Origin of the sequence: Parafrankia sp. EAN1pec (assembly GCF_000018005.1) — a bacterium.
Taxonomy (GTDB): Bacteria; Actinomycetota; Actinomycetes; order Frankiales; family Frankiaceae; genus Parafrankia; species Parafrankia soli.
In genome coordinates this window covers 6,508,625-6,527,583 of record NC_009921.1, presented here as the reverse complement: position 1 = coordinate 6,527,583, position 18,959 = coordinate 6,508,625, and the positions used below count along the sequence as shown (strand labels likewise).

The following is an 18,959-nucleotide window of genomic DNA, read 5'->3' as shown; positions in this document are numbered from 1 at the left end:
CTAGGGAAACCACCAGAACATGAGTCTGGTGTCTCCTGGATGGCGGCGGGCTCGGTCTCCGCGGAGGAGATAACGGGGCCGGTGTTCAGGGCCGCCAGCGTGCGACCAGCTCGGTCCGGTTGGTGTAGCCGAGTTTGGCGAGGATTGAGCGGACGTGGCTTTCGATGGTGCGTTCGCTGAGTACCAGCCGTGCCGCGATCTCCCGGTTGGACATGGCCTGGACGACGAGCGCGGCCACCTCGTGCTCGCGGGCAGTCAGTGGGTCGGTCTCTCGGCGGGCGGCCGCCAGGTCGGCGAGCAGCTGGTCGGCGCGGGCCAGCGGCCCGGGCATGTCCAGCCGGCGAGCCTCGGCCGCGGCCGCGCCGGCGAGGGTCACGGCGGCGTGAGGGTCGTCGAGGCGGCGCAGCACGTCGGCGAGGGCCAGCTGGTTGAGCACGATGTGAGGGCGCGCGCCGAGCGCGGCGTCACGCGTGATCGCCGTCCGTAGCGCCGTCTTGGCGTCGCGCAGCTCTCCCGCGTGGCCCAGCGCGCGCCCGTAGTGGCCCTGCGCACAGCCAACGAAGAAGACCGTCGGTGTTCCGACCGCCCCCGAGTACGCGGCGTAGGGCTTCAGGTGGGTGGCGAGCACCTCCGCTGCCGGAGGGTCCCCGAATGCCTCGACCAGGTCGATCAGCTGCGTCAGTACCCCGCCCCAGCGGAGATCGACGACCGGGTCGTCGAGCATCTGACGCAGCTGCTCGTAGTATGCCTTCGCCGCCTCGCGGCGGCCCTCGAGTCGGAGAGCGTTGGCACGGAACACCGTCATCAGCGGCGACGACGGGAATGCTTCCAGCATCGGCCAGAAGTCGTCCGGGAGTTCGGCGGCGTCCCCTCGCAGCATGGCCAGGTGGGCGGCGAAGGCGTAGCTCAGGCCGGCCGCCTGCGCGTCTCCGGCCCGCGAGCCCAGCCGCTGGGCCTCAAGGTTGGCCGACCGCGCGGCGGCGAACCTGCCTTCCAACGCGGCTCGGGCCGCCGCGCCGCGCAACCGATGCCAGCTCGCCAACGGAAGGCCGCTGCGGTCAGCCAGCATCGCGACGGCGGCCATCGCCTCGTCCACGACGTCGAGACGACCGAGCTGGTAGGCGGCCCTGATCCGCCACTGCTGCCCGAGTACGGCGGCCAGCGGCTGGCCGAGCCGATCGGCCTGCTCGACGGCGGTCGCGGCCAGCCGCAGCCGTTCCTCCGCGTCGTCCGGACCGGCCAGCGACATCTCCCGGGCGCGGGCGGCATCCAGCAACGCCTGGGCGTCGCCGCTCGCCTGCGCGAGCTCCATCGCCTCGTCGACGTGCCGGCGGGCCGCCTCCGTGGAGCCGGCCTCGCCCAGGATCGTGGCGAGCTGGGACAGCAGCTGGGCCCGCAATGCGGCCGGCTGCTGTGCGGCGAGCGCCGTGCGGCACAGCCGGGAGATCGCCTCGATGGCTTGCGGGAAGGTCACCCCACGCACCACCAGCGCCGCCGCGGCCACCAGGTCGTCCCTGCCTGCCCGCTGCGCCGCCGCAGCGGTCTGTTCGCATTGCCGGAGCGCTTCGGTCAGCGCTCCGGCCAGGTAGTAGGCGCGCGCCAGCTCCAACGTCATCTGCGCGAGTTCCGCCTCACCGGCACCAGCCTGCCGCAGCGCCGCTACCGCGGTGAGCAGGTGCGTGGCCGCCTCGTCATAGGCCAATGCCTGGACGGCCTCGACAGCGGCCTGCCTCGCCCACCGGGCCGCGCAGCGCTGTGCCTGCTCGTCGCCGCCGGCACGGCGCCAGTGACCGGCGACCGCGGCGGCGAGCCCGGGTAAGGCCGACGGTCGCACCTGCAACGTGATGGCGGCACGCCGGTGGATCTCGCGCCCCTCGACCGGGTCGAGAAGGTCCGCCAGCCCCTCGGCCAGCAGGCCGTGGGTGAAGGCAAACCCCAGTCCCTCGACCCCGGCCCACGAGGTCACCGGCGTCAGCAGACCGGCCCGGCACGCCGCGTCGAGCGCCAGCCCGGCCATCGACCCGTCGACCTCGGCAACCTGGCCGACCACGTCGGTGTCCACCGGCGAGCGCAGCAACGCGGCGACCTGGACAACGCGCCGCGCCGGCTCCGGAAGCTGAGCCAGCAGTGCCTCGACGAGGTCACGGACGACGACCGGTTCGGGGGCGGCGGCGTCGGACGCCGCCGCGTCGAGCAGCAGCGGCAGCCCGCCGCTGCGCCGCGCCACCTGCTCCGCGCGGGCGGCGGAGGAGACCGCCGGGTCGAGCGCGGTGAGATAGTCCCCGACAGCGGCCACTGTCAGCGGCCGCAACGGCACGGCGTGGACGCTGCCCAGCCGGGACAGCTCACGCATGACGTCGCCGGCCTCGGCGCGCATCGTCGCGATCAGCAGCAGGTGGCTGTCGACGATCCCGCCGGCGACCTGCCGCACCAGCTCGACGGTGTTCGTGTCGGCCCAGTGCAGATCCTCCAACACGATCACCAGTGGTTCGGCGGCGGCCGTCAGCACCGCGTCGGCGACCGCGGCCAGGGCGGCGAACCGCACGGCGGCCGCGCTCGCCACGTCACCAGGAGCGCCGCCAGGTGCGTCGCAGCCTCCGGCCCCCTCCAGCAAATCCACGGCCGAGGAGATCCTCGCCGGCCACCCGCTGCGGCGAGCGAGGGCGCGCAGCGCCTGCTGCCAGGGCCACAGCGCCGGAGCGGCATGGTCGGGGAGGCTGTAGCCACGGCCGACCCGCACCGCCGCCGACACGCCCGCCGGCGGGCTGGCCGGGGGCCTCGCACCCCCCCGCAACGCCTCCTCCACCAACCGGGTCTTGCCGATCCCCGCCGGGCCGGTCACCAACACGACACCGCCCCGACCCGCCTCCGCCGTCCGCGCCCGCGAACGCAACAGCGTCAACTCCTCCAGCCGCCCGACGAACGGGCGATCATCACCGCGCACCCACCAAGGATGAGGCAACCCCGGCCACGCAGGTAGCCGGTTCCGTGCCGAAGTTCCGTACTGGCACTGAGGGACAGGGGCAGCCGGCGCGGGATCGTCGACCACGATCACCGGAACCCGACCGACGCAGGAGGCGCCCGATGGACCTCACCATCCAGCCGATCTTCGGCCTTCCCGACCCCCCCAGCACGGCGTGGGTGGACGACGTCCTGTCCGCCGTCCACGACGACGCCGGCGCCCTCGTCAGCCGGGCCATGTCGACGAGCGGGGACGACGGCGCACCGGACGGGTTGATCACGCTCTGGCGCGACACCGGATCCGCGTCGACCGGCCCCGCAGCCCCCGCGGTCGACGCCGGCGGCGGCGTCCGGCTGGGCGCCGGACGCCGTTACACGGTGACCGGACACTTCGCCGGCGCCGCCACCGGTCCGGCCCGCTACCTGCGGCAGGCCAGCTTCGACGGACCACGCACCCCGCGGTGGACCGCGGCCTTCGACCGGGCAGGCACCGAGCGGATCTGGCCGGCCCTTCGCGATCTGCCCGGCATCGTCGCAACGCTGGCAGGCCGAGCAGACGACGGCGCCACCGTGATGTACCTGCTGGCCGAAACCATCGAGGCACTGGAAGCGGCCACCAGACGGGTCATGTCGACATCGTTGCTCCCCAGCGAGGACCCAGCCCTACTCACCGGCCCGGACCGAGTAGAGATCCATCGCCTGATGCACGCCGTACTGCCCACCGCCGGGTCGTGACCGAGATCGGGTGGAGGGTGCCCGCGGCCGGGCCAGTTCGCCGGCGCGACGGCGGTTTCTGGAAAGAACAATGAGCAGGATATTGTAATGTTGGGCGGCGAATGCATTGTCGTTGCCGTCGCCCTGAGGCTGGCGGCTGGGCTGGGCTACCTGGTGGCCACCTCCCGGGGCGCCATCCAGCCGAATCCGGTCAGCTGGTTGTTCTGGGGGCTGACGCCACTGGTGGCTTTTGTCGCGCAGGTCCAGGACGGCGTCACGCCGCAGGCCTGGGTTACTCTCACGCTCGGTACCAGCCCCTTGCTAATCTTTGTCGTGTCGGTGGCCAAGAAGTCGCACTGGCGGGTCGGCCGGTTCGATGCGCTGTGCGGCGGGTCCGCCACGGCCGGCATCGTGCTCTGGCAGATCAGCAGCGACCCAGCTCTTGCCATCGTGTTCAGCATTCTGGCCGACATTCTGGCCTCCATCCCCACGCTGGCGAAAGCGTACGAGACACCAGGCTCGGAGAGAGCGTCTCCATACTTCGTGAGCATGGTGAGCATGACGGTGACCTTGCTGACGATATCCGAATGGAAATTTTTGGAGTGCGCTTTCCCGCTGTACATGCTGCTTATCAACACGGCTATCTTCAGCGTCGTCCGACTACGTTCGGGCCAGCTCGATGGTCTCCCGCACAAGCAGGGCGGGAGGCACCGGCGCCGTCCGGCGGCGCTGTTCGTGACAGCGCCCCCCGGTACGCGCGTCCCCCCTTTCCGTGACGCGGCGCTCACCGAACCTGACTTCGGAACGGAGCTTCTCTGTCACGCATCGGGCTCAGTGCCCGTCTAGCCCGAGTTCGCCGCTTGATCACGGGCGCCGCATGCCCGCCGGCCCCACCATTCCCGTCCCTTCCCCCACCGTCCCCAGGAGTGAACCCGTGATCTCGTCTTCCACCCGCCGCCGCCGCGGCGCCGCCGCCGTGCTCGCCGCCGCCGCCCTCGCCACGAGCGCTGCCTGCACCTCGTCCTCCCCCGGCGCCACGAATGCCACCACCACCCCGTCGGCCACCACCCCGTCGGCCACCGCCACGACCGCGACCGGCGGCGACGTGAAGGCCGCCTGCGCAGCCGAACTTGAGATCAACGGCACCGAGTTCCCGGGGATCGACCCGGACGCACCGCCCGCGACGGCCCAGGAACTGCAGGACTTCGCGACGAAGATCGGACCCCTGGCCAAGACGCTGCGTGCGCACCTCCCCGCCGAGCTGACCGACGAAGTCGACGTCCTGATCTCGGTGGTGAACGCCGCCGAGCAGGGCACACCGATCGACTACGAGGGCAGCGGACTGAACGAGGCAGGCCAGGCCGTCGACGCCTGGATGGTCGAGAACTGCGGCTTCCCCAAGCTTTCGGTGACGAACAGCGCCGGGACCCTCACCGGCCTTCCGGCGTCCGCTCCCGCCGGCCCCGTCGCCATCACGTTCACCAACACGGGCGATCCGGCGAAGGCCGGCTTCGTCCTGCTGCTCGGCAAGGTCAAGGACGGTGTGGCCGTGACCGCGGCTGACATCGCGGCCGGAACGGCGGACCTGGAGACGACCACCGACATCGTCACCGGGGTCCAACCGCTCGCCGGCCAGCCCGGTTATGGCGTGACGGAGCTGCCCGCCGGCCGCTATGTCGTCGTCAGCCCCCTCGGTGCCCCTCCGCAGTTCGCCGGCTTCGCCACCGCCGACCTCGACGTCCGCTGAGCGCGCACAGAGAACCTCGGGGGAGGGACGTCGTGAAAGTCGTGTTCGTCACCGATCCGGTGGAGGCGCTCGACCCGTCCATCGACACCAGCGTCGGCCTCATGCACGCGGCGCAGGACCGTGACCTGGAGGTGTGGGTCACCGAAGCGCTCCTGCTCGAAGCCGTGAGCGGTCGGGCCCGAGCCCTGGCCCGCCGGCTGCGGCTCGCTCCGTCCCGACCAGACGGCGGTCACCGGTGGACGGTCGCCGACACCTGGTTCACCGCCAGCGAGCCGCGGCACGTCTGGCTCGACGACGCGGCCGCCGTCTTCATGCGCACCGACCCGCCGCTCGACCGGACGTACCTCACCGCGACCCTGATCCTGGACCTCGTCGATCCGGCCCGGACCGTCATGGTCAACGATCCGCGCGGCTTGCGGATCTGCGGCGAGCACATGCTGCCGCTGCAGTTCGCGGACCTGGCACCACCGACCATCGTCACTGCGGACCCGCGTGCCATCCGGTCGTTCCTCGCCGAGCACGGTGTAGTCGTGGTCAAGCCGGTGGACGGCTTCGGCGGTCGCGGCGTCCTGCGGCTGCACCGCCGTGATCCCAATCTCGCGTCGCTGCTGGAGACGGCCACGCACGACGGCCGCCGAGCCGTTGTCGCGCAGCCGTTCCTCCGGGAGGTCTCGGCCGGCAACAAGCGCATCTTCGTGGTGGCGGGGGAACCGGTGGGCGCGGTCTGCCGCTACCCGGCGGACGGCGACTTCCGGATCGGCCAGCCGACCGCCGAGGCGCCACTCACCGACCGCGACCGCGAGATCTGCGCCCGCCTGGCACCCAGCCTGCGGCGGCACGGCATCCACCTGGCCGGCCTGGACGTGATCGGGCCGCACCTCATCGAAGTGAACGTGACCAGCGTCGGAGCGCTGCGAAAGGCCGACGCGCTGCTCGGCTGGAGCCTCTGCGCCGACCTCGTCGACAGCGTTCTGAAAACGCACGACCAAAGGGATTTCACATGACCACCGCCATCATCTGCACGGCGATTCTGAGCGCGATGGTGTTCCTGCTCGGATTCAACGTCTCGCGCGCACGCGGCCTGGCCTCCAAGGCCGGCGGCTCGCAGCTGCCGACCGACCCGACGAGCCCGCTTCTCATCGCGATCCGGGCGCACGGGAACGCGACCGAGTACGTGCCGACCCTGATCGTCCTGTTTCTGCTCGTCGGCGCCCGCAGCCCCGCGGCGGTAGCAATTCCGCTGATCGTCGGCGGCACCGTCGCACGGGTACTGCACGCGTACAACATGCTGACCACCAAACGTCTGTGGCGCGCCACCCGGCGTCACTACTTCTCCGCGTTGGGAACCTACGCCTTCGGCGTCGCCCTCGCTGTCGCCCTCCTCTTCACCCTGTGATGAGCGGGCCGTCCGCGCTGCTCGCACTGCGTTCGTCGCCGTTGCGGCGCTACCTGACCGGCCAGGTGCCGTCGGTGACCTGTTCCTGGGCGCAGGTCGTCGCGCTCGCCTGGGTGGTGGTCGATCTGGACCCTGCGGCGATGGGCTGGGTGGTGACGCTGCAGTTCCTGCCCAGTCTGGTCCTGGGACCGTGGTTCGGCGCGGTCGTCGACCGGCACGACCGCCGCTGGCTGCTGATGGGAGCCGAGGCCGGGCTCGGGCTGGTCGCGCTGGCGTACGCCGCCGCGTCCGCGGTGGGCGGTCTGACACTGCCGGTCGTCTGCCTGCTCAGCGCCATCTGGGGCGTGGTCAACGCGCTCGACACGCCGGCCCGGCGAGCCCTGATACCGATGCTGGTTCCGCCCGCTCACGCGCCGAGCGCATCAGCGCTGAGCGGAACCGTCCTGCTGCTCGGCATGACGGCCGGGTCCGGACTCGGCGCCATCACAGTCGCCCAGGTCGGAGTCACCGTCACGTTCGCCGTGAACGCCGTGTCCTTCCTGGCCGACGTCGTTCTGCTCGCCACGATCCGTGTCGGGCCCTCGCCGCGGGTCGCGCGGGCGCCCCGGCAGATACGCGAAGGCTTCGGCTATGTGTGGCACACGCCGCGCCTCCGGACGCCGTTGATCGGCCTGACGGTGGTCGCGACCTTCGCCTTCACCATCCAGACCTCTGTGCCGATCTTTGTTGCTCTCTCCTTCGACGGCGGCGCAAGCATGATCGGCACTGCCTTCATAGCGGTGACCGCGGGCAGCCTCGTCGGCACGCTGGCCGCGGTCGCTCGGGGCATGCCCGGCCGGCACACCCTGCTGCGGGCCAACCTGGTCATGGCCGGAGCGATGACCGTGACCGCCGCTGCTCCCACGGTGCCGACCGCGCTCATCGGCCTGGCGGGCATCGGTCTCGCGTGGTCCTTCTTCCTCGGGTCCGTGATCGCCATCCTGCAGACCGCCGAACCCGCGATGATGGGCCGAGTCATGTCGCTGTTCGCCGTCGTCCTGCTTGGGGGCACCGCCGTCGGCGGTCCGATCGCCGCACTGCTGGCCACCGCCACCGGGGTGCGCGCGCCGTTCGTCCTCGGAGCGGCGGCCGCCGTCGTGGCCGTCGCCATCTCATCGCGACCTCATGGCAACGCGATGTTGCCGAGCGGCTCGATGGTCTGCTCCCATTTCCATGGACGATCAAGAGATGATCTGATTGCGGGTGGCGGCTGTTGACGCTGTGTGACTAACCGTGGATGCGGCGGCAGGCAGTTCAGCTGATCATCTCCGACTCGGGGTGGACGGAACGCCGGCATGCCGTCCACCCTGAGACGAGCCGAGGGATCCGTCCGCGGGCCGATGACCGGGAGATCGGGCAGCCCGATTCTTCTGGCCATGAGGATTTCACGAGCGGCGGACGTGGCTCCGGTTATCACGACTGGAGCCGCGATCATCGTCGAGGGGTTGACGAAGCGTTACGGCAGGATCACAGCGATCGATGACCTGTCGTTCAGTGTGCGTAGGGGCGCCGGCACCGGGTTTTTCGGACCGAACGGAGCCGGCAAGACCACAGCGCTCAAGGTGATGGCCGGGCTAGCCCGGGCGAGCGCCGGGCAGGTGCTCGTCAACGGCAGCCAGGTGCGGTCTGCGGCACTCGACACCGGGCTGCCCCCACGACGGGTGCCTGAGGTCCTCGCCCTCGTCGGTCTCGAGCAGGTGGCGTGACGGCGGGTTGGGAAGTACTCGCTTGGGATGCGGCAGCGGCTCGGGCTTGCGGCGGCGCTGCTCGGTGACCCGGACATCCTGGTGCTGGACGAGCCGATGAACGGGTTGGACCCGCAGGGGATCCGGTGGCTGCGGACGTTGTTGCGGGAGCGGGCGGAATCGGGCCGCACGGTCCTGCTGTCCAGCCACATGCTGACCGAGGCCGAGCGGACGGTCGACGACGTCATCGTCATCCACCGGGGCCGCGTCGCCCACCAGGGCCCGATCGACGCGCTCGTCCATTCGGCGGTGCTGGCGACGGTCCTCGGTGTGGCCATCGGCGCGTTGGTCCGCAACCAGGTACTCGCTGTGGTCGGCGCGCTGACCCGGATGGCTCATGGGCCGGGCCGCCTCCCGCTGGCCGCGGCGGCGACCGTTCTGATCATCTGGACGGTCGGCGTCATGGCCGCGGCGATGGCCGGCGAACGCTGGCGTGACCTGGCATGACCATCGAGGTGGTCGGGTTTGGGGGGCGCTGGGCCCGCGTGCGGGCGGCCGTCCAGGCGCGGGAGCCGTGGCCCCGCGACCGGCGCGCGCTGGTGTTCGACCTCGTGGTCGCGCTAGCCGCCACGGTCGCCGAGCTCAGCCTCCTCCTCAACGACGACCACACTGTGCGTGCGCCGATGGTGCTGCTAGCGGTCGCGGCCGGCGGTGCGCTCACCGCGCGTCGCCGGGCACCGTGGACGGTGCTTGTGATGACGTTGGCCCTGTCCGGAGCGCTGGTGGCCATCGGTGACGCGCCCGGCGGGGTGCCCGTCCTGGTGGCGCTCTACACGGTCGCCGACCTCGACGACTGGCGCCTCTCGCTCGCCGCGCTCGCGCCCACCGCGGTGCTCCTGACCATGTTGTCCATCGTCTCCGTCCCGCCGACGGCGGGGGTGTGGGCGCTGGGCGCCTACGCGCAGACCCGCCGCCGCTACGTCCGCGCGCTCGAGGAACGCGCGGAGCACCTTCAACGCGAACGGGAGCAACTAGCCCGGATCGCGGTGCACGAGGAGCGGGCGTCGATCGCCCGCGAGCTGCACGACATCGTCGCTCACTCGGTGACCGTGATGCTGCTGGGCGTGCGTGGCGCCCGCGACGTGCTGCGCGTCTCCCCAGACCGAGCCGACGACACACTGGCGCGGGTGGAGACGAACGGGGAGCAGAGCCTCGTCGAGCTGCGGCGGATACTGACCGTGCTGCGTGCTCCCGACACCCCCGCCGACTCACGTCCCGCCCCATCTCTGACGGAACTGGACGAGCTCGTCGTCGACTACCGTGACGCCGGGCTGCCCATCCACCTACGGGTGACGGGGGAGCGAAGACCGCTTCCCGGCGGCGTGGAGCTCTGCGTCTACCGCGTCATCCAGGAGGCGTTGACCAACGCGCTGAAGCACTCGCGCCCCAGGCATGTCACGGTCACGCTGGCCTTCCTGGGCTGGTGCCTCGACGTCGAGGTGGCCAACGACAGCACGGCCCCAGCGCCGGGGCCGACCGGCGATGGCGCCGGGGATATGCCCGAGACCGGGAACCCCGCTGGGCACGGCCTTATCGGGATGCGCGAGCGGGTTGGGGTGCTCGGCGGCGAGCTGGAGTTCGGGCACCGACCCGGCGGCGGCTTCCGCGTCGCGGCCCGCCTGCCGCTGGGCGGCGGAGCTGCACGCCGCCAGCTACGCCGGCCGCGTCGACGTGGTCCGTCTGCTGCTCGACCGCGGCGCCGACATCGACGCCGCGGACCGGCATACGTGCCCAAGGGATCCGCGCGACCGTCGAGGAGATGACGGTCCACGGTGACACGATCACCCTCGGGCTCGCCGTCACCCGCGCCGGGCAGACCGAGCGCCCCGTCGGCCCGGCGGATCTGTTCTACCAGGTGTTCACCGTCGCCGACGACGCCGTGGTGGAGATCGGCGACGGGGCCCAGCGCCGCCCGTAGCCCGTTCACGCCGGCGTGCTGGCACCGGTGCCGGGATTACCGCCTGGCGTCCGGTGCCGGCTACGGACGTGGGCGAGGATGCCCGTGTGTCCGGATTCGAGCTGCCGCGCAACCTCTCATGTGCCGGGGCGGGGCGCCGCCGATCGCCCGGTCGTGCTGAAGGTCGGCTGGCGCCGCAGGGAAGCGAACACGAGACCGATGGTCTGCGGACCTGGGCCGGGCGGGGAGCGGTGTTCCTCCTCGACGCCCTAGCTAGCCGACGGGGCGACCAGCGCGCTGCCGCTCGAACGCTGGGAGCCGGGCACGACTCTCGCCGGGGCACGAGCGGAACACGAGCAGGACGCGGTCGTCGCCGGACTGCTGCGCCGACTGTGGATCACCCCGTCAGACGGGCTCCGTTCCGCCCGCTGCAAGACATGTGCGACGCCTGGGCAGCCGAGTTCGCCGAACGACTCGACGCCGCGCCCGGCGCGATCGACCCAGGGCTGGCCCGCGCCGCCATCGAGTTGTTCCACACGCTGCCGGGCAGCGTCGAGCGGGAAGTGCTGCTGTGCACTGACCCGCACGCCGGGAACATCCTGGCGGCCCGGCGCGAGCCGTGGCTGGTCATCGACCCGAAACCCTACGTCGGCGATCCCGCCTACGACCCGGTCCAGCACATGCTCAACCGAGACGAGGGCCTCGACCTCGACCCCGACCGGGTCAACCGGTGGCTGTTCGCCCGCTGCGCCCAGCAATCGATCGACGTTGCAGGTCGCCTCGGCCCGGGAGCACGGCTGGACATGGGAACGGATCGCCGCCGCGATGGGGAGCACCCGGGCGGTACACAAGAAGTACGTAGCGAGCAGGCGGATCGGACGGAGGCAGCCATGAGCCGGCGTAAGGCCCACGGCTGCGACGGGCCCACGGCCCACCTGTCTCGGCCGATCAGCCCGGTGCTGACGGCGGCCCGGGAGGAGGCCGAGCAGGCCCGCCACGGCTATGTCGGGCCCGAGACTCACGAGGCCAACCGCTCGCGTGCGTTGCGACCTGATCTTGTGGGTTCGACCTCGCCGTCAGGCTGGTTGATCTCGGCCCACACTTCATCGAGGGAGAGCCCGAGGACATCGGCGATCGCCGCGATGGTCGGGAAGGCAGGGGTGGCTACGCGACCAGACTCGATCTTCCGAAGGGTTTCTGGTGAGACACCTGCATCTAGCGCGGTTCGGTGGACCAAGACCATGATCGTCGAGGCTGGGGCGCAGTCCTGCTACGTCGACTATGAGCCGTCCTTCGGACGCGGGCCGTTCGGCCACTACATCTGCACGGCCGTCAACGACGCCGTGCTCCACGGACTGCCCTACGACTACACGCTTGCCGACGGCGACCTGCTGACGCTCGACCTCGCCGTCTCCAGAGACGGAGTCGCTGCAGACTCCGCCATCAGCTTCATCGTGGGCGACTCAAAGCCCCCGGAGAGCGTCGCGATGATCAGCGCAACCGAACGCGCATTGAGCGCAGGGATAGCCGCTGCCGGCCCCGGAGCTCGCATCGGCGACATCTCCCATGCCATCGGCTCCGTCCTCAGCGAGGCAGGGTACCCGATCAACACCGAGTTCGGAGGTCATGGCATCGGATCAACGATGCACCAGGACCCGCACGTTTCAAACACCGGACGGCCCGGCCGTGGATACAGACTGCGCCCTGGGCTGCTGCTCGCGCTGGAGCCGTGGGTCATGGCGGACACCGCCGAGCTCGTCACCGATGCCGACGGCTGGACCCTCCGAAGCGCGACAGGCTGCCGGACAGCGCACAGTGAGCACACGATCGCCATCATCAACAACGGAGCCGAAATCCTCACCTTGCCGACGCAGGCGCACTCGTGAGATCGGAGCCACACCCGGTCCATGACGTACCCGCACGGAGACGGCATCGCGTTCGGCGCCGATCTCCGGCATCAGATTTACCACCTGTGGGCAACGCATGGTTGTCGTATGGGCATGCTTTGCGATGACCTGGTAGTAGCGCGACCCTGTAGGGGTAAGTGGCGCAGACCGGCCCACCCGATGGACACCGGCGAGCACAAGGGGAGGAGCGCTCATGTCGGCACAGGTTCTCACGCTGGAAGGCCAGCGGCAGAGACTCTCGGACGAGACGGTCGAGGAGATCCGTGCGATCTTCCACGGGCAGGTTCTGACCTCGGACGACGTCGGGTACGACGACGTCCGGGTCATCCAGAACGCCATGCTCGACCGCAGGCCAGGTCTGATCATCCGGTGTACCGGGGCCGCCGACGTCGTCGACGCCGTCCGCCTCGCCGCAACGCGAAACCTGCTCGTCGCCGTCCGCGGCGGCGGCCACAGCATCGCCGGGACCTCCACAGCCGACGACAGCTTGATGATCGACCTGTCGGCGATGCGGGGCGTCTGGGTCGATCCGGAACAGCGGCGTGTGCGGGTGGCCGGTGGTGCGACCTGGGGCGACGTCGACCGTGAGACGCAGCTGTATGGGCTCGCGGTACCCGGGGGAGTGGTGTCGACCACGGGTGTGGCTGGTCTGACGCTCGGTGGCGGAATCGGCTGGTTGCACCGCAAGTACGGGCTGGCCTGCGATGCGCTGCGTGCGGCCGAGGTCGTGACGGCCAGCGGCGACGTCGTGCGGTGTAGCGCCTCCGAGCGCGAGGACCTGTTCTGGGCGCTGCGTGGCGGGGGCGGCAACTTCGGTGTGGTGGTGTCCTTCGAGTTCGAGGCCTATCCGCTCGGTCCGGTCGTCTGGAACAGCATGGTCGTCTACCCGATCGACGCCGCTGCCGAGTTGCTCCCCCGCTGGCGGGACTGGACGTCCACCGTCCCCGACGAGGTCACCAGCCGTGCCATGCTGTGGTCGCTGCCGGCGGTGCCGGCACTCCCGCCCGCCGTACACAACCGCGACGTGTTCATCACAGCCGCCTTGTACGCGGGCGACCCGGACGAGGGTCAGCGGGCGTGTCGGGCGCTTGCCGAGTTCGGCGCGCCGCTCGCCGACATGAGCCAGGCCCTGTCGTACCGGACAGCGCAGTCCTCCCTCGACCCGTTCTTCCCGAAGGGCGGGCTGCAGAGCTACTGGAAGTCCGTCTACCTGGACCGACTCGACGAGGATGCGACCGCGTTCGTGGTCCGCGTCGGCCAGGACCGCCCGCACCCGATGACCTTGGTGCACGTGCCTCTACTGGGAGGCGCCATGTCGCGGGTCGGGGCGACGGAAACCGCGTTCGGCGATCGCAGCGCCCGGTACATGCTGAGCCTCGACGGAAACTGGCTGGACCCGGCCGACGACGACGCGAACATCCGTTGGGTGCGCGATGCCTACGACGAGGCTGTCACGCTGCGGGCCGCGTCGGGCACCTACCTCAACTTCGGCGGCGACGCCGATCTCGACGACGCCGCCCGGGCGCGAGCCTGGGGACGCAACGTCGAGCGCCTTCGACAGGTCAAGCGCAGCTACGACCCGGAAAACCGCTTCCGGCTCAACCCCAACATCCCCCCCGCTGAGAGCTGAGCCGACGCTTTGTGGCTGACAGCGGCCCCGGTCATACGGCGTCCGCGGCTGCGAGCCAGACCTATCCCCGACCACCACGACGGGTAGCGGCAATGGCCGATCACAAAGGTGACCCCGTCACCGACCGCGGCCATCCCCGACGTGACATCCCGCTCCCGGCATCCTGCGCAGTCACGGCGCGGCTCCGGGCCGGCTGTGTGTCCTGTGCGCCGGTTCTCGAACGGCTGGCTGTAGGGGAGGGCCGGGTGGGCTGCGGTCGAGGACGGCCAGGCCCTGGTGCGAAGCCCGGAACCTGGACAGTGGCGGTCAGTCGGTGCTGTTGCCGGTGCGGCCCGGCGAGCCGTTCAGGTCTCGGCCGAGCTGCATCCCCCACGCCTCGTGCCCCTTTTTCTTCGGCCTCCCTACGGCTCTGCGGCCGGGGAAGTGAGAAAGCGTGGGTCGGGGCGCCGACCAGCAGGAGCCGAACGTCGCCGGGCAGGGTCACGGGAGCCTCGGCAGGGTGGACGACGCTGACCGGTCTCCAACGGGACGGTTCGAGTCAGACCGGCTGCGACGGCATGAGCCACCGCGGTCGTGTTGCCGAAACACGACTCCGCCACGATCAACACTGTCACGTGTCCCGCCTTTCGTACTTGCTCCCGGTACGGCCCGGGGCCTCGGCGCTCATGCGGCGCGAAGGTCTCTGCGGCGTGCCGCCCCGGGAGGATCGCCGTCCCGGCGTCTCTGCGCCCCGCCAGCCATACCGCCGCGGCGGTGGCCCCGGCGGTCAGGGCGAGCACGGGGACCAGGGCGACCGGGTTCGGGTCGGTCAGTGGGCGGATCCGGTCCACCCATCCCAGCGGACTCAGCCAGCCGAGCCAGTGCACGCCGCGGTCGGTGTTGGCGGCCATCCGTAGGGCGTACCCGACTCCCAGGACGGCGGCGGCAATCGTCGCCGCCTGTCGGCGGGTCGCGGCGAGCTGGCTGGCGAGTGCTCCGACGGCGAGGAACATCGCCGCGCCGGCGACGACGGTGGCGGCGAGGGCGACGCACTGCCCGAGGCTGAAGTCCGCAGTCGTCGAACGGCCGGAGACCACCATGCCGAGCGTGGTGAGCGCGAGAAGGACCGCAAGTCCCACTCTGAGGCCGGCCACCGCCTGACCGGCCGCGCGGCGCGGGGTTGTCTGCCCGGTCAGCAGCAGTTCCCAGCGTCTGGACTCCTCCTCGCCGCGCACCCTCGGCTCCGAACCGATGGCCAGGGACCACGGCCTGCTCGAATCCGCTCTTGCCCGCCCACGGGCCACAGTGTTCGGGCGTGACGCCTACCCCACTCTCGACGGCAAGGCAGCCGCGCTCCTGCATTCGCTCGCCCGCAACCGCGCCCTCGTCGACGGGAACAAGCGACTCGCTCTTGCTGGCCTGATCGCCTTCTACGGCGTCAACGGTCGCCGTCTGACGCTGACCAACGACGACGTCTATGACCTCGTGATGAGCATCGCCTCCGGTGCCCACGGCTGTACGCGCAGCACGGGCCTACACGCGTCACGAGCTTGGGAAACCTGTGCGGCCTGCGGCGCTTGCCAGGGCGTGGACGGGGCGCTGCCCAGGTCGACGGCGGTCCTGTGCCCTCTGTCGACGTTGCTACTGGCACGCGAATGGCACGGCCTGCCGGTCGGACCGGACCGGAGACTCGGCTCCGACTGTCTGCTTTTTCGTGCCGCGGTGGCGGGTTTACCGCGCTCCGTCGCCGTTCGTTTCGCGCGTCGGGCACGCTCCCCCATCGCTGCGAACAGCCGCGGACACGCACGATTGAGACGGAACCTGAGACGATCGGCGCCATCAACGTCTTCCTGGTTAAATATCTATGCTGGCGAGATGGTCGGCGGTGCCTCCGCGCCACTCTACCAGGAAGAGAGTCGCGTCGTCGGTCGTGATCCCGCGCCTTTCCCGCATCAGTGCATGGGACAGATCTCGGACCATCTCCCGGATGCTTTTACCCTGGATATTCTCAACAAAGTTGATCAGGCGTTCTTTGCCGAATTGTTCTCCGCCTTTTTCGTGCTCCTCGATGAGGCCATCGGTGAAGAATAGCACCCGGTCGCCGCGCAAGAGCGTCTGCTCACTGACCTGCGGTATGTCGCCACCGAATCCGACTGGCAGGGTTCCCGGGCTCTCCAGCTCCTGGATAACCCTATGGTTGCGGATCAGTAGCGCTGCCGGATGACCTGCATTGACCCATTTCAGGTGACCAGTTCCGATATCCAAACGCATCATCTGCGCGGTGACGAAGTGGTCGGGTCCGAACTGCCTGTGGATGGCTGTGTCCATGAACATGTACAGCTCGGCAAGCCCGATGCCGGCACGTCTGGCGTGCCGGTAGGCGCCGATCGCGACCGTTGCCAGCACTGCGGCGTCCAGACTGTGACCCATCGCGTCGATAACGGCCACGTGCAGGATGTCATCGTTGAGAGCGTAGTCGAAGCTGTCGCCTGCGATGTCGTAGGCGGGTTCAAGGACGCCGGCTACCGCGACCTGCGGGGTGATCATGGTCAGCGGGGGCAACAGTGACCATTGGATTTCCGCGGCCACACTCATCGGTTCGCGACGCCGGGCCTGGAAGAACTGGTCGGTGTAGCTGCTTTTGGTGACCAGCATGTCGGCGACAAGGCCGGCGAGCCGCCGCAGCAACCGCCGGTCATCATCATCGACGGTGTCGAGGGTGAGGGCCAGCACGCCCACCTGGTCGCTACCGTCCAGCAGTGGCAGGAACATCCGTATACCGCCATCTTGCGGCTGTTCGACGGTCATCGCGCGCAGGAATGCCGTGCCGGCCGGGGAGCCGTTGATCGGCTCAGGCTCCCCGACCGTGAGGCTCCTGCCCGGCAGCGGCGTCAGCACCAGCTGCTCATAGTCCTGCAGAAGGATCGAGATGTCCCGCCCACCGATCCTGCCGATCTCTTCCGCGACCAGGGGGGCGATCAGCTGCGGCGGCATCTCGTGAGCGCGATCCAGCAACACACCCAGCAGCCGCTCGCCGAACCCCTCCGACCGATCTACTATGATCTTGTCGAATTTCTGTTCGTCTGCCGCCATGGCCACCCCCTCTCCCCTGTCCGGCCGTTCATATCTGTGCGAGCCTCTCGGGATGGCGTCAACGGGTCACGTCGACACCCCGCTTCACCCTTGATTGACGGGGAGGAAGATAAGGAAGGCCCTAGAAGTGATGGCGGAGGCGAGGACTCGAGCCCCTAACCCCTACCTGACGAAGTCGCCCCCGTTCATCCCTCGGCGTCTACTCTCGTCAGGAAAGGCCGGCATAGCGGGGTTCGTTCTCGTAGATCCACACAGGACCCAGATTCGGGTGTGTGGATCGGCCACAGACGGTCTCGCCGCTGGCAGGCTGAGGGTCGGGCTGCCCGGGGAGCGCAGTGCCCTGGCGCTGTCTCCCGGCAGTGCACTGGCGTGCCCTCTGCTCATTCTCCGGCCGCCCACCGGCGTGTACCGCGCGCCGCTCGACTTCTGCCGTAGCGTGCTCCAGCTGGTTCCCCCGACCGTACTGCCGGCGAGGCTTCCGAGATCTCGGACCTCGCGGTGCGGTCCGCACCGCTGCTTGATCCTAAAACGAGTATTTCGGCAGTCTCGGGCTCTGCTGACGGCGCGGCCTACGTGCTGATGCCGGACGGTACGACGAAGCGGCGGCCGGTCTACGGCAAGTCGGAGGAGATCGTCCGCGGCAAGCTCACCGAACTTCAGGCCAACTCCGACCAGGGAATCCCGGCGGACGCCACTGGGTGGACGGTCGAGCGGTACCTGACGGCCTGGCTTGCTCAGACCGTGAAGCCGAACCGCCAGCCGAACACGTACGTGACCTATGAGAAGGCGGTCCGGATCTACCTCGTGCCGGGTCTCGGGAAGAAGCGGCTGAACAGGCTGACGGGCGCGGACGTCCGGCAGTTCATCCGGCGGACGGAGAGTACCTGCCGGTGCTGCGCGCGGGGTGTGGACAAGGCCCGGCCGGAGGGGGAGCGGCGTTGCTGCGATCGGCTGCCGTCGAAGCGTCAGGTTCAGGTCGTGCATGCCGTGCTGCGTAACGCGCTTCAGGCGGCCGTCCGGGAGGAGTTGATCCGGCGGAACGTCGCGAAGCTGGTGCAGGTCTCGACTCCGCGCTACGGCGTCGACCGCGGCCTGACGGTCGAGCAGGCGCATCAGCTCCTCGACGCGGCGGCCGGCGGCCGGTTGTACGCGCTGCTGGTCCTGGCGCTGTTCCTCGGGATGCGGCGCGGGGAGCTGCTCGGTCTGCAGTGGTCGGACATCGACTCTGAGCGGGAGACGCTGACGGTGCGTCACACGCTGCTGCGGGTCGGCGGGGAGCTGAGGCTGTGCCCGCCGAAGACGGAGGACTCCGAACGCACGCTGCCGCTCCTCGGTCTGGTCGCGGATGCGCTCGCCGAGCATCGCAAGCTCCAGGACGCGGAACGCGACGCGGCCGGCGACGCCTGGGTGCAGACCGGTCACGTGTTCACGACGAAGATCGGGACTCCGATCGAGCCGGACAACCTGCGCCGGTTCTGGATGCCGCTGCGCCGTGCGGTCGGTCTCGACGGGGTGGTGTTCCACGGGTTGCGGCACACCTGCGTGACGTTGCTCCTGGACCTTGGTGTGCCGCCGCACATCGTCCGCGACATCGCGGGCCACTCGGCGATCGAGGTCACGATGACGATCTACGCGCACGCCTCGATGGGGGAGAAGCGCCGCGCGCTGGGCAAGCTCGACGGCCACCTGACCGAACCCCGACCCTGACGGTCGTTGCTGCACCCGTTGCTACACGTGGGGGGTCTCGGGGTCTCGGCCCCCCGGCGGACATGACGAGGGGATCGCAAAGGCGCAGCATGTGAGCCTGATCCCCGAGTGCACCCAACCAGCACTAATGCGAACCTGAACCTG

At 70.0% G+C, this 18,959-nt stretch carries 15 protein-coding genes and 4 pseudogenes; 15 read left to right on the top strand and 4 right to left on the bottom strand.

The annotated features are described in order from the left end of the window. Positions 1-85 precede the first annotated feature (85 nt). The gene (locus FRANEAN1_RS26685) at positions 86-2,944 is read right to left on the bottom strand and encodes a LuxR family transcriptional regulator (protein ID WP_020461328.1); all 2,859 of its coding nucleotides are present in this window, start codon (positions 2,942-2,944) and stop codon (positions 86-88) included. 140 nt (positions 2,945-3,084) lie between these two features. Between FRANEAN1_RS26685 and FRANEAN1_RS39630 the strand changes: the two genes are divergently transcribed. From FRANEAN1_RS39630 to FRANEAN1_RS44080, 11 genes and pseudogenes are all read left to right on the top strand, one after another. Further along, the gene (locus tag FRANEAN1_RS39630; RefSeq protein ID WP_020462873.1) at positions 3,085-3,696 is read left to right on the top strand and encodes a hypothetical protein; all 612 of its coding nucleotides are present in this window, start codon (positions 3,085-3,087) and stop codon (positions 3,694-3,696) included. A gap of 87 nt (positions 3,697-3,783) precedes the next feature. Further along, positions 3,784-4,521, top strand: a complete 738-nt coding sequence (locus tag FRANEAN1_RS26675) for a hypothetical protein (protein ID WP_020462872.1) — start codon at positions 3,784-3,786, stop codon at positions 4,519-4,521. A gap of 88 nt (positions 4,522-4,609) precedes the next feature. Further along, complete coding sequence (locus FRANEAN1_RS26670; protein WP_020462871.1) at positions 4,610-5,422, top strand: hypothetical protein; 813 nt, start codon at positions 4,610-4,612, stop codon at positions 5,420-5,422. Positions 5,423-5,454: 32 nt separating this feature from the next. Next, positions 5,455-6,426, top strand: coding sequence for a glutathione synthase (gshB, locus tag FRANEAN1_RS26665; RefSeq protein WP_020462870.1), 972 nt, complete (start codon positions 5,455-5,457; stop codon positions 6,424-6,426). Then, complete coding sequence (locus FRANEAN1_RS26660; RefSeq protein ID WP_020462869.1) at positions 6,423-6,818, top strand: MAPEG family protein; 396 nt, start codon at positions 6,423-6,425, stop codon at positions 6,816-6,818. The genes gshB and FRANEAN1_RS26660 overlap by 4 nt, the downstream gene beginning before the upstream one ends. Further along, complete coding sequence (locus tag FRANEAN1_RS26655; RefSeq protein WP_020462868.1) at positions 6,818-8,074, top strand: MFS transporter; 1,257 nt, start codon at positions 6,818-6,820, stop codon at positions 8,072-8,074. The genes FRANEAN1_RS26660 and FRANEAN1_RS26655 overlap by 1 nt, the downstream gene beginning before the upstream one ends. Before the next feature lie 183 nt (positions 8,075-8,257). Further along, on the top strand, positions 8,258-8,563 hold the full coding sequence (locus tag FRANEAN1_RS44090; RefSeq protein WP_020462867.1) for an ATP-binding cassette domain-containing protein: 306 nt from the start codon (positions 8,258-8,260) through the stop codon (positions 8,561-8,563). Between the two features lie 27 nt (positions 8,564-8,590). Beyond that, entirely contained in the window at positions 8,591-9,049 is a 459-nt protein-coding gene (locus tag FRANEAN1_RS44085) for an AAA family ATPase (protein ID WP_020462866.1), read from the top strand. Next, positions 9,046-10,365: a sensor histidine kinase gene (locus tag FRANEAN1_RS26645; protein WP_020462865.1), complete on the top strand. Its 1,320-nt coding sequence runs from the start codon at positions 9,046-9,048 to the stop codon at positions 10,363-10,365. The genes FRANEAN1_RS44085 and FRANEAN1_RS26645 overlap by 4 nt, the downstream gene beginning before the upstream one ends. After that, on the top strand, positions 10,362-10,520 hold the full coding sequence (locus FRANEAN1_RS41570; RefSeq protein WP_157472811.1) for a hypothetical protein: 159 nt from the start codon (positions 10,362-10,364) through the stop codon (positions 10,518-10,520). Before FRANEAN1_RS26645 ends, FRANEAN1_RS41570 begins: the two co-directional genes overlap by 4 nt. A 416-nt stretch (positions 10,521-10,936) precedes the next feature. Beyond that, a pseudogene (locus FRANEAN1_RS44080) lies at positions 10,937-11,185 on the top strand (aminoglycoside phosphotransferase family protein); the annotation flags it as partial. A 332-nt stretch (positions 11,186-11,517) separates the two neighbouring features. Here FRANEAN1_RS44080 and FRANEAN1_RS39615 read toward each other — a convergent pair. Beyond that, a pseudogene (locus FRANEAN1_RS39615) lies at positions 11,518-11,724 on the bottom strand (helix-turn-helix transcriptional regulator); the annotation flags it as partial. A gap of 1 nt (position 11,725) precedes the next feature. Here FRANEAN1_RS39615 and map point away from each other — a divergent pair. Both map and FRANEAN1_RS26635 read left to right on the top strand, forming a co-directional pair. After that, positions 11,726-12,385, top strand: a pseudogene (gene map / locus FRANEAN1_RS26640) (type I methionyl aminopeptidase); the annotation flags it as partial. A gap of 214 nt (positions 12,386-12,599) precedes the next feature. Continuing rightward, positions 12,600-14,036 carry an FAD-binding oxidoreductase gene (locus FRANEAN1_RS26635; protein WP_020462863.1) on the top strand — a complete coding sequence of 479 codons (1,437 nt, stop codon included), beginning with the start codon at positions 12,600-12,602 and terminating at the stop codon, positions 14,034-14,036. Positions 14,037-14,437: 401 nt separating this feature from the next. Here the strand turns inward: FRANEAN1_RS26635 and FRANEAN1_RS26630 are convergent, their stop codons facing one another. Next, entirely contained in the window at positions 14,438-15,250 is an 813-nt protein-coding gene (locus tag FRANEAN1_RS26630) for an exporter of polyketide antibiotics-like protein (protein WP_020462862.1), read from the bottom strand. Between FRANEAN1_RS26630 and FRANEAN1_RS39610 the strand changes: the two are divergent. Beyond that, a pseudogene (locus tag FRANEAN1_RS39610) lies at positions 15,228-15,521 on the top strand (Fic family protein); the annotation flags it as partial. The gene FRANEAN1_RS26630 and the pseudogene FRANEAN1_RS39610 sit on opposite strands and share 23 nt — an antisense overlap. A 348-nt stretch (positions 15,522-15,869) precedes the next feature. On the opposite strand, the gene FRANEAN1_RS26625 reads toward FRANEAN1_RS39610, so the two are convergent. Further along, positions 15,870-17,108, bottom strand: coding sequence for a PP2C family protein-serine/threonine phosphatase (locus FRANEAN1_RS26625; RefSeq protein WP_020462861.1), 1,239 nt, complete (start codon positions 17,106-17,108; stop codon positions 15,870-15,872). A 513-nt stretch (positions 17,109-17,621) separates the two neighbouring features. On the opposite strand from FRANEAN1_RS26625, the gene FRANEAN1_RS26620 reads away from it, so the two are divergent. Next, complete coding sequence (locus FRANEAN1_RS26620) at positions 17,622-18,815, top strand: site-specific integrase (protein ID WP_049796023.1); 1,194 nt, start codon at positions 17,622-17,624, stop codon at positions 18,813-18,815. Positions 18,816-18,959: the final 144 nt, after the last annotated feature.

Excerpts from the sequence above, each read along its gene's own strand:
- FRANEAN1_RS39630 (WP_020462873.1), top strand. The coding sequence starts at position 3,085 with ATGGACCTCACCATCCAGCCGATCTTCGGCCTTCCCGACCCCCCCAGC.
- FRANEAN1_RS26675 (WP_020462872.1), top strand. The coding sequence starts at position 3,784 with ATGTTGGGCGGCGAATGCATTGTCGTTGCCGTCGCCCTGAGGCTGGCG.
- FRANEAN1_RS26660 (WP_020462869.1), top strand. The coding sequence starts at position 6,423 with ATGACCACCGCCATCATCTGCACGGCGATTCTGAGCGCGATGGTGTTC.
- FRANEAN1_RS26655 (WP_020462868.1), top strand. The coding sequence starts at position 6,818 with ATGAGCGGGCCGTCCGCGCTGCTCGCACTGCGTTCGTCGCCGTTGCGG.
- FRANEAN1_RS44085 (WP_020462866.1), top strand. The coding sequence starts at position 8,591 with ATGCGGCAGCGGCTCGGGCTTGCGGCGGCGCTGCTCGGTGACCCGGAC.
- FRANEAN1_RS26645 (WP_020462865.1), top strand. The coding sequence starts at position 9,046 with ATGACCATCGAGGTGGTCGGGTTTGGGGGGCGCTGGGCCCGCGTGCGG.
- FRANEAN1_RS41570 (WP_157472811.1), top strand. The coding sequence starts at position 10,362 with ATGACGGTCCACGGTGACACGATCACCCTCGGGCTCGCCGTCACCCGC.
- FRANEAN1_RS26635 (WP_020462863.1), top strand. The coding sequence starts at position 12,600 with ATGTCGGCACAGGTTCTCACGCTGGAAGGCCAGCGGCAGAGACTCTCG.
- FRANEAN1_RS26625 (WP_020462861.1), bottom strand. The coding sequence starts at position 17,108 with ATGGCGGCAGACGAACAGAAATTCGACAAGATCATAGTAGATCGGTCG.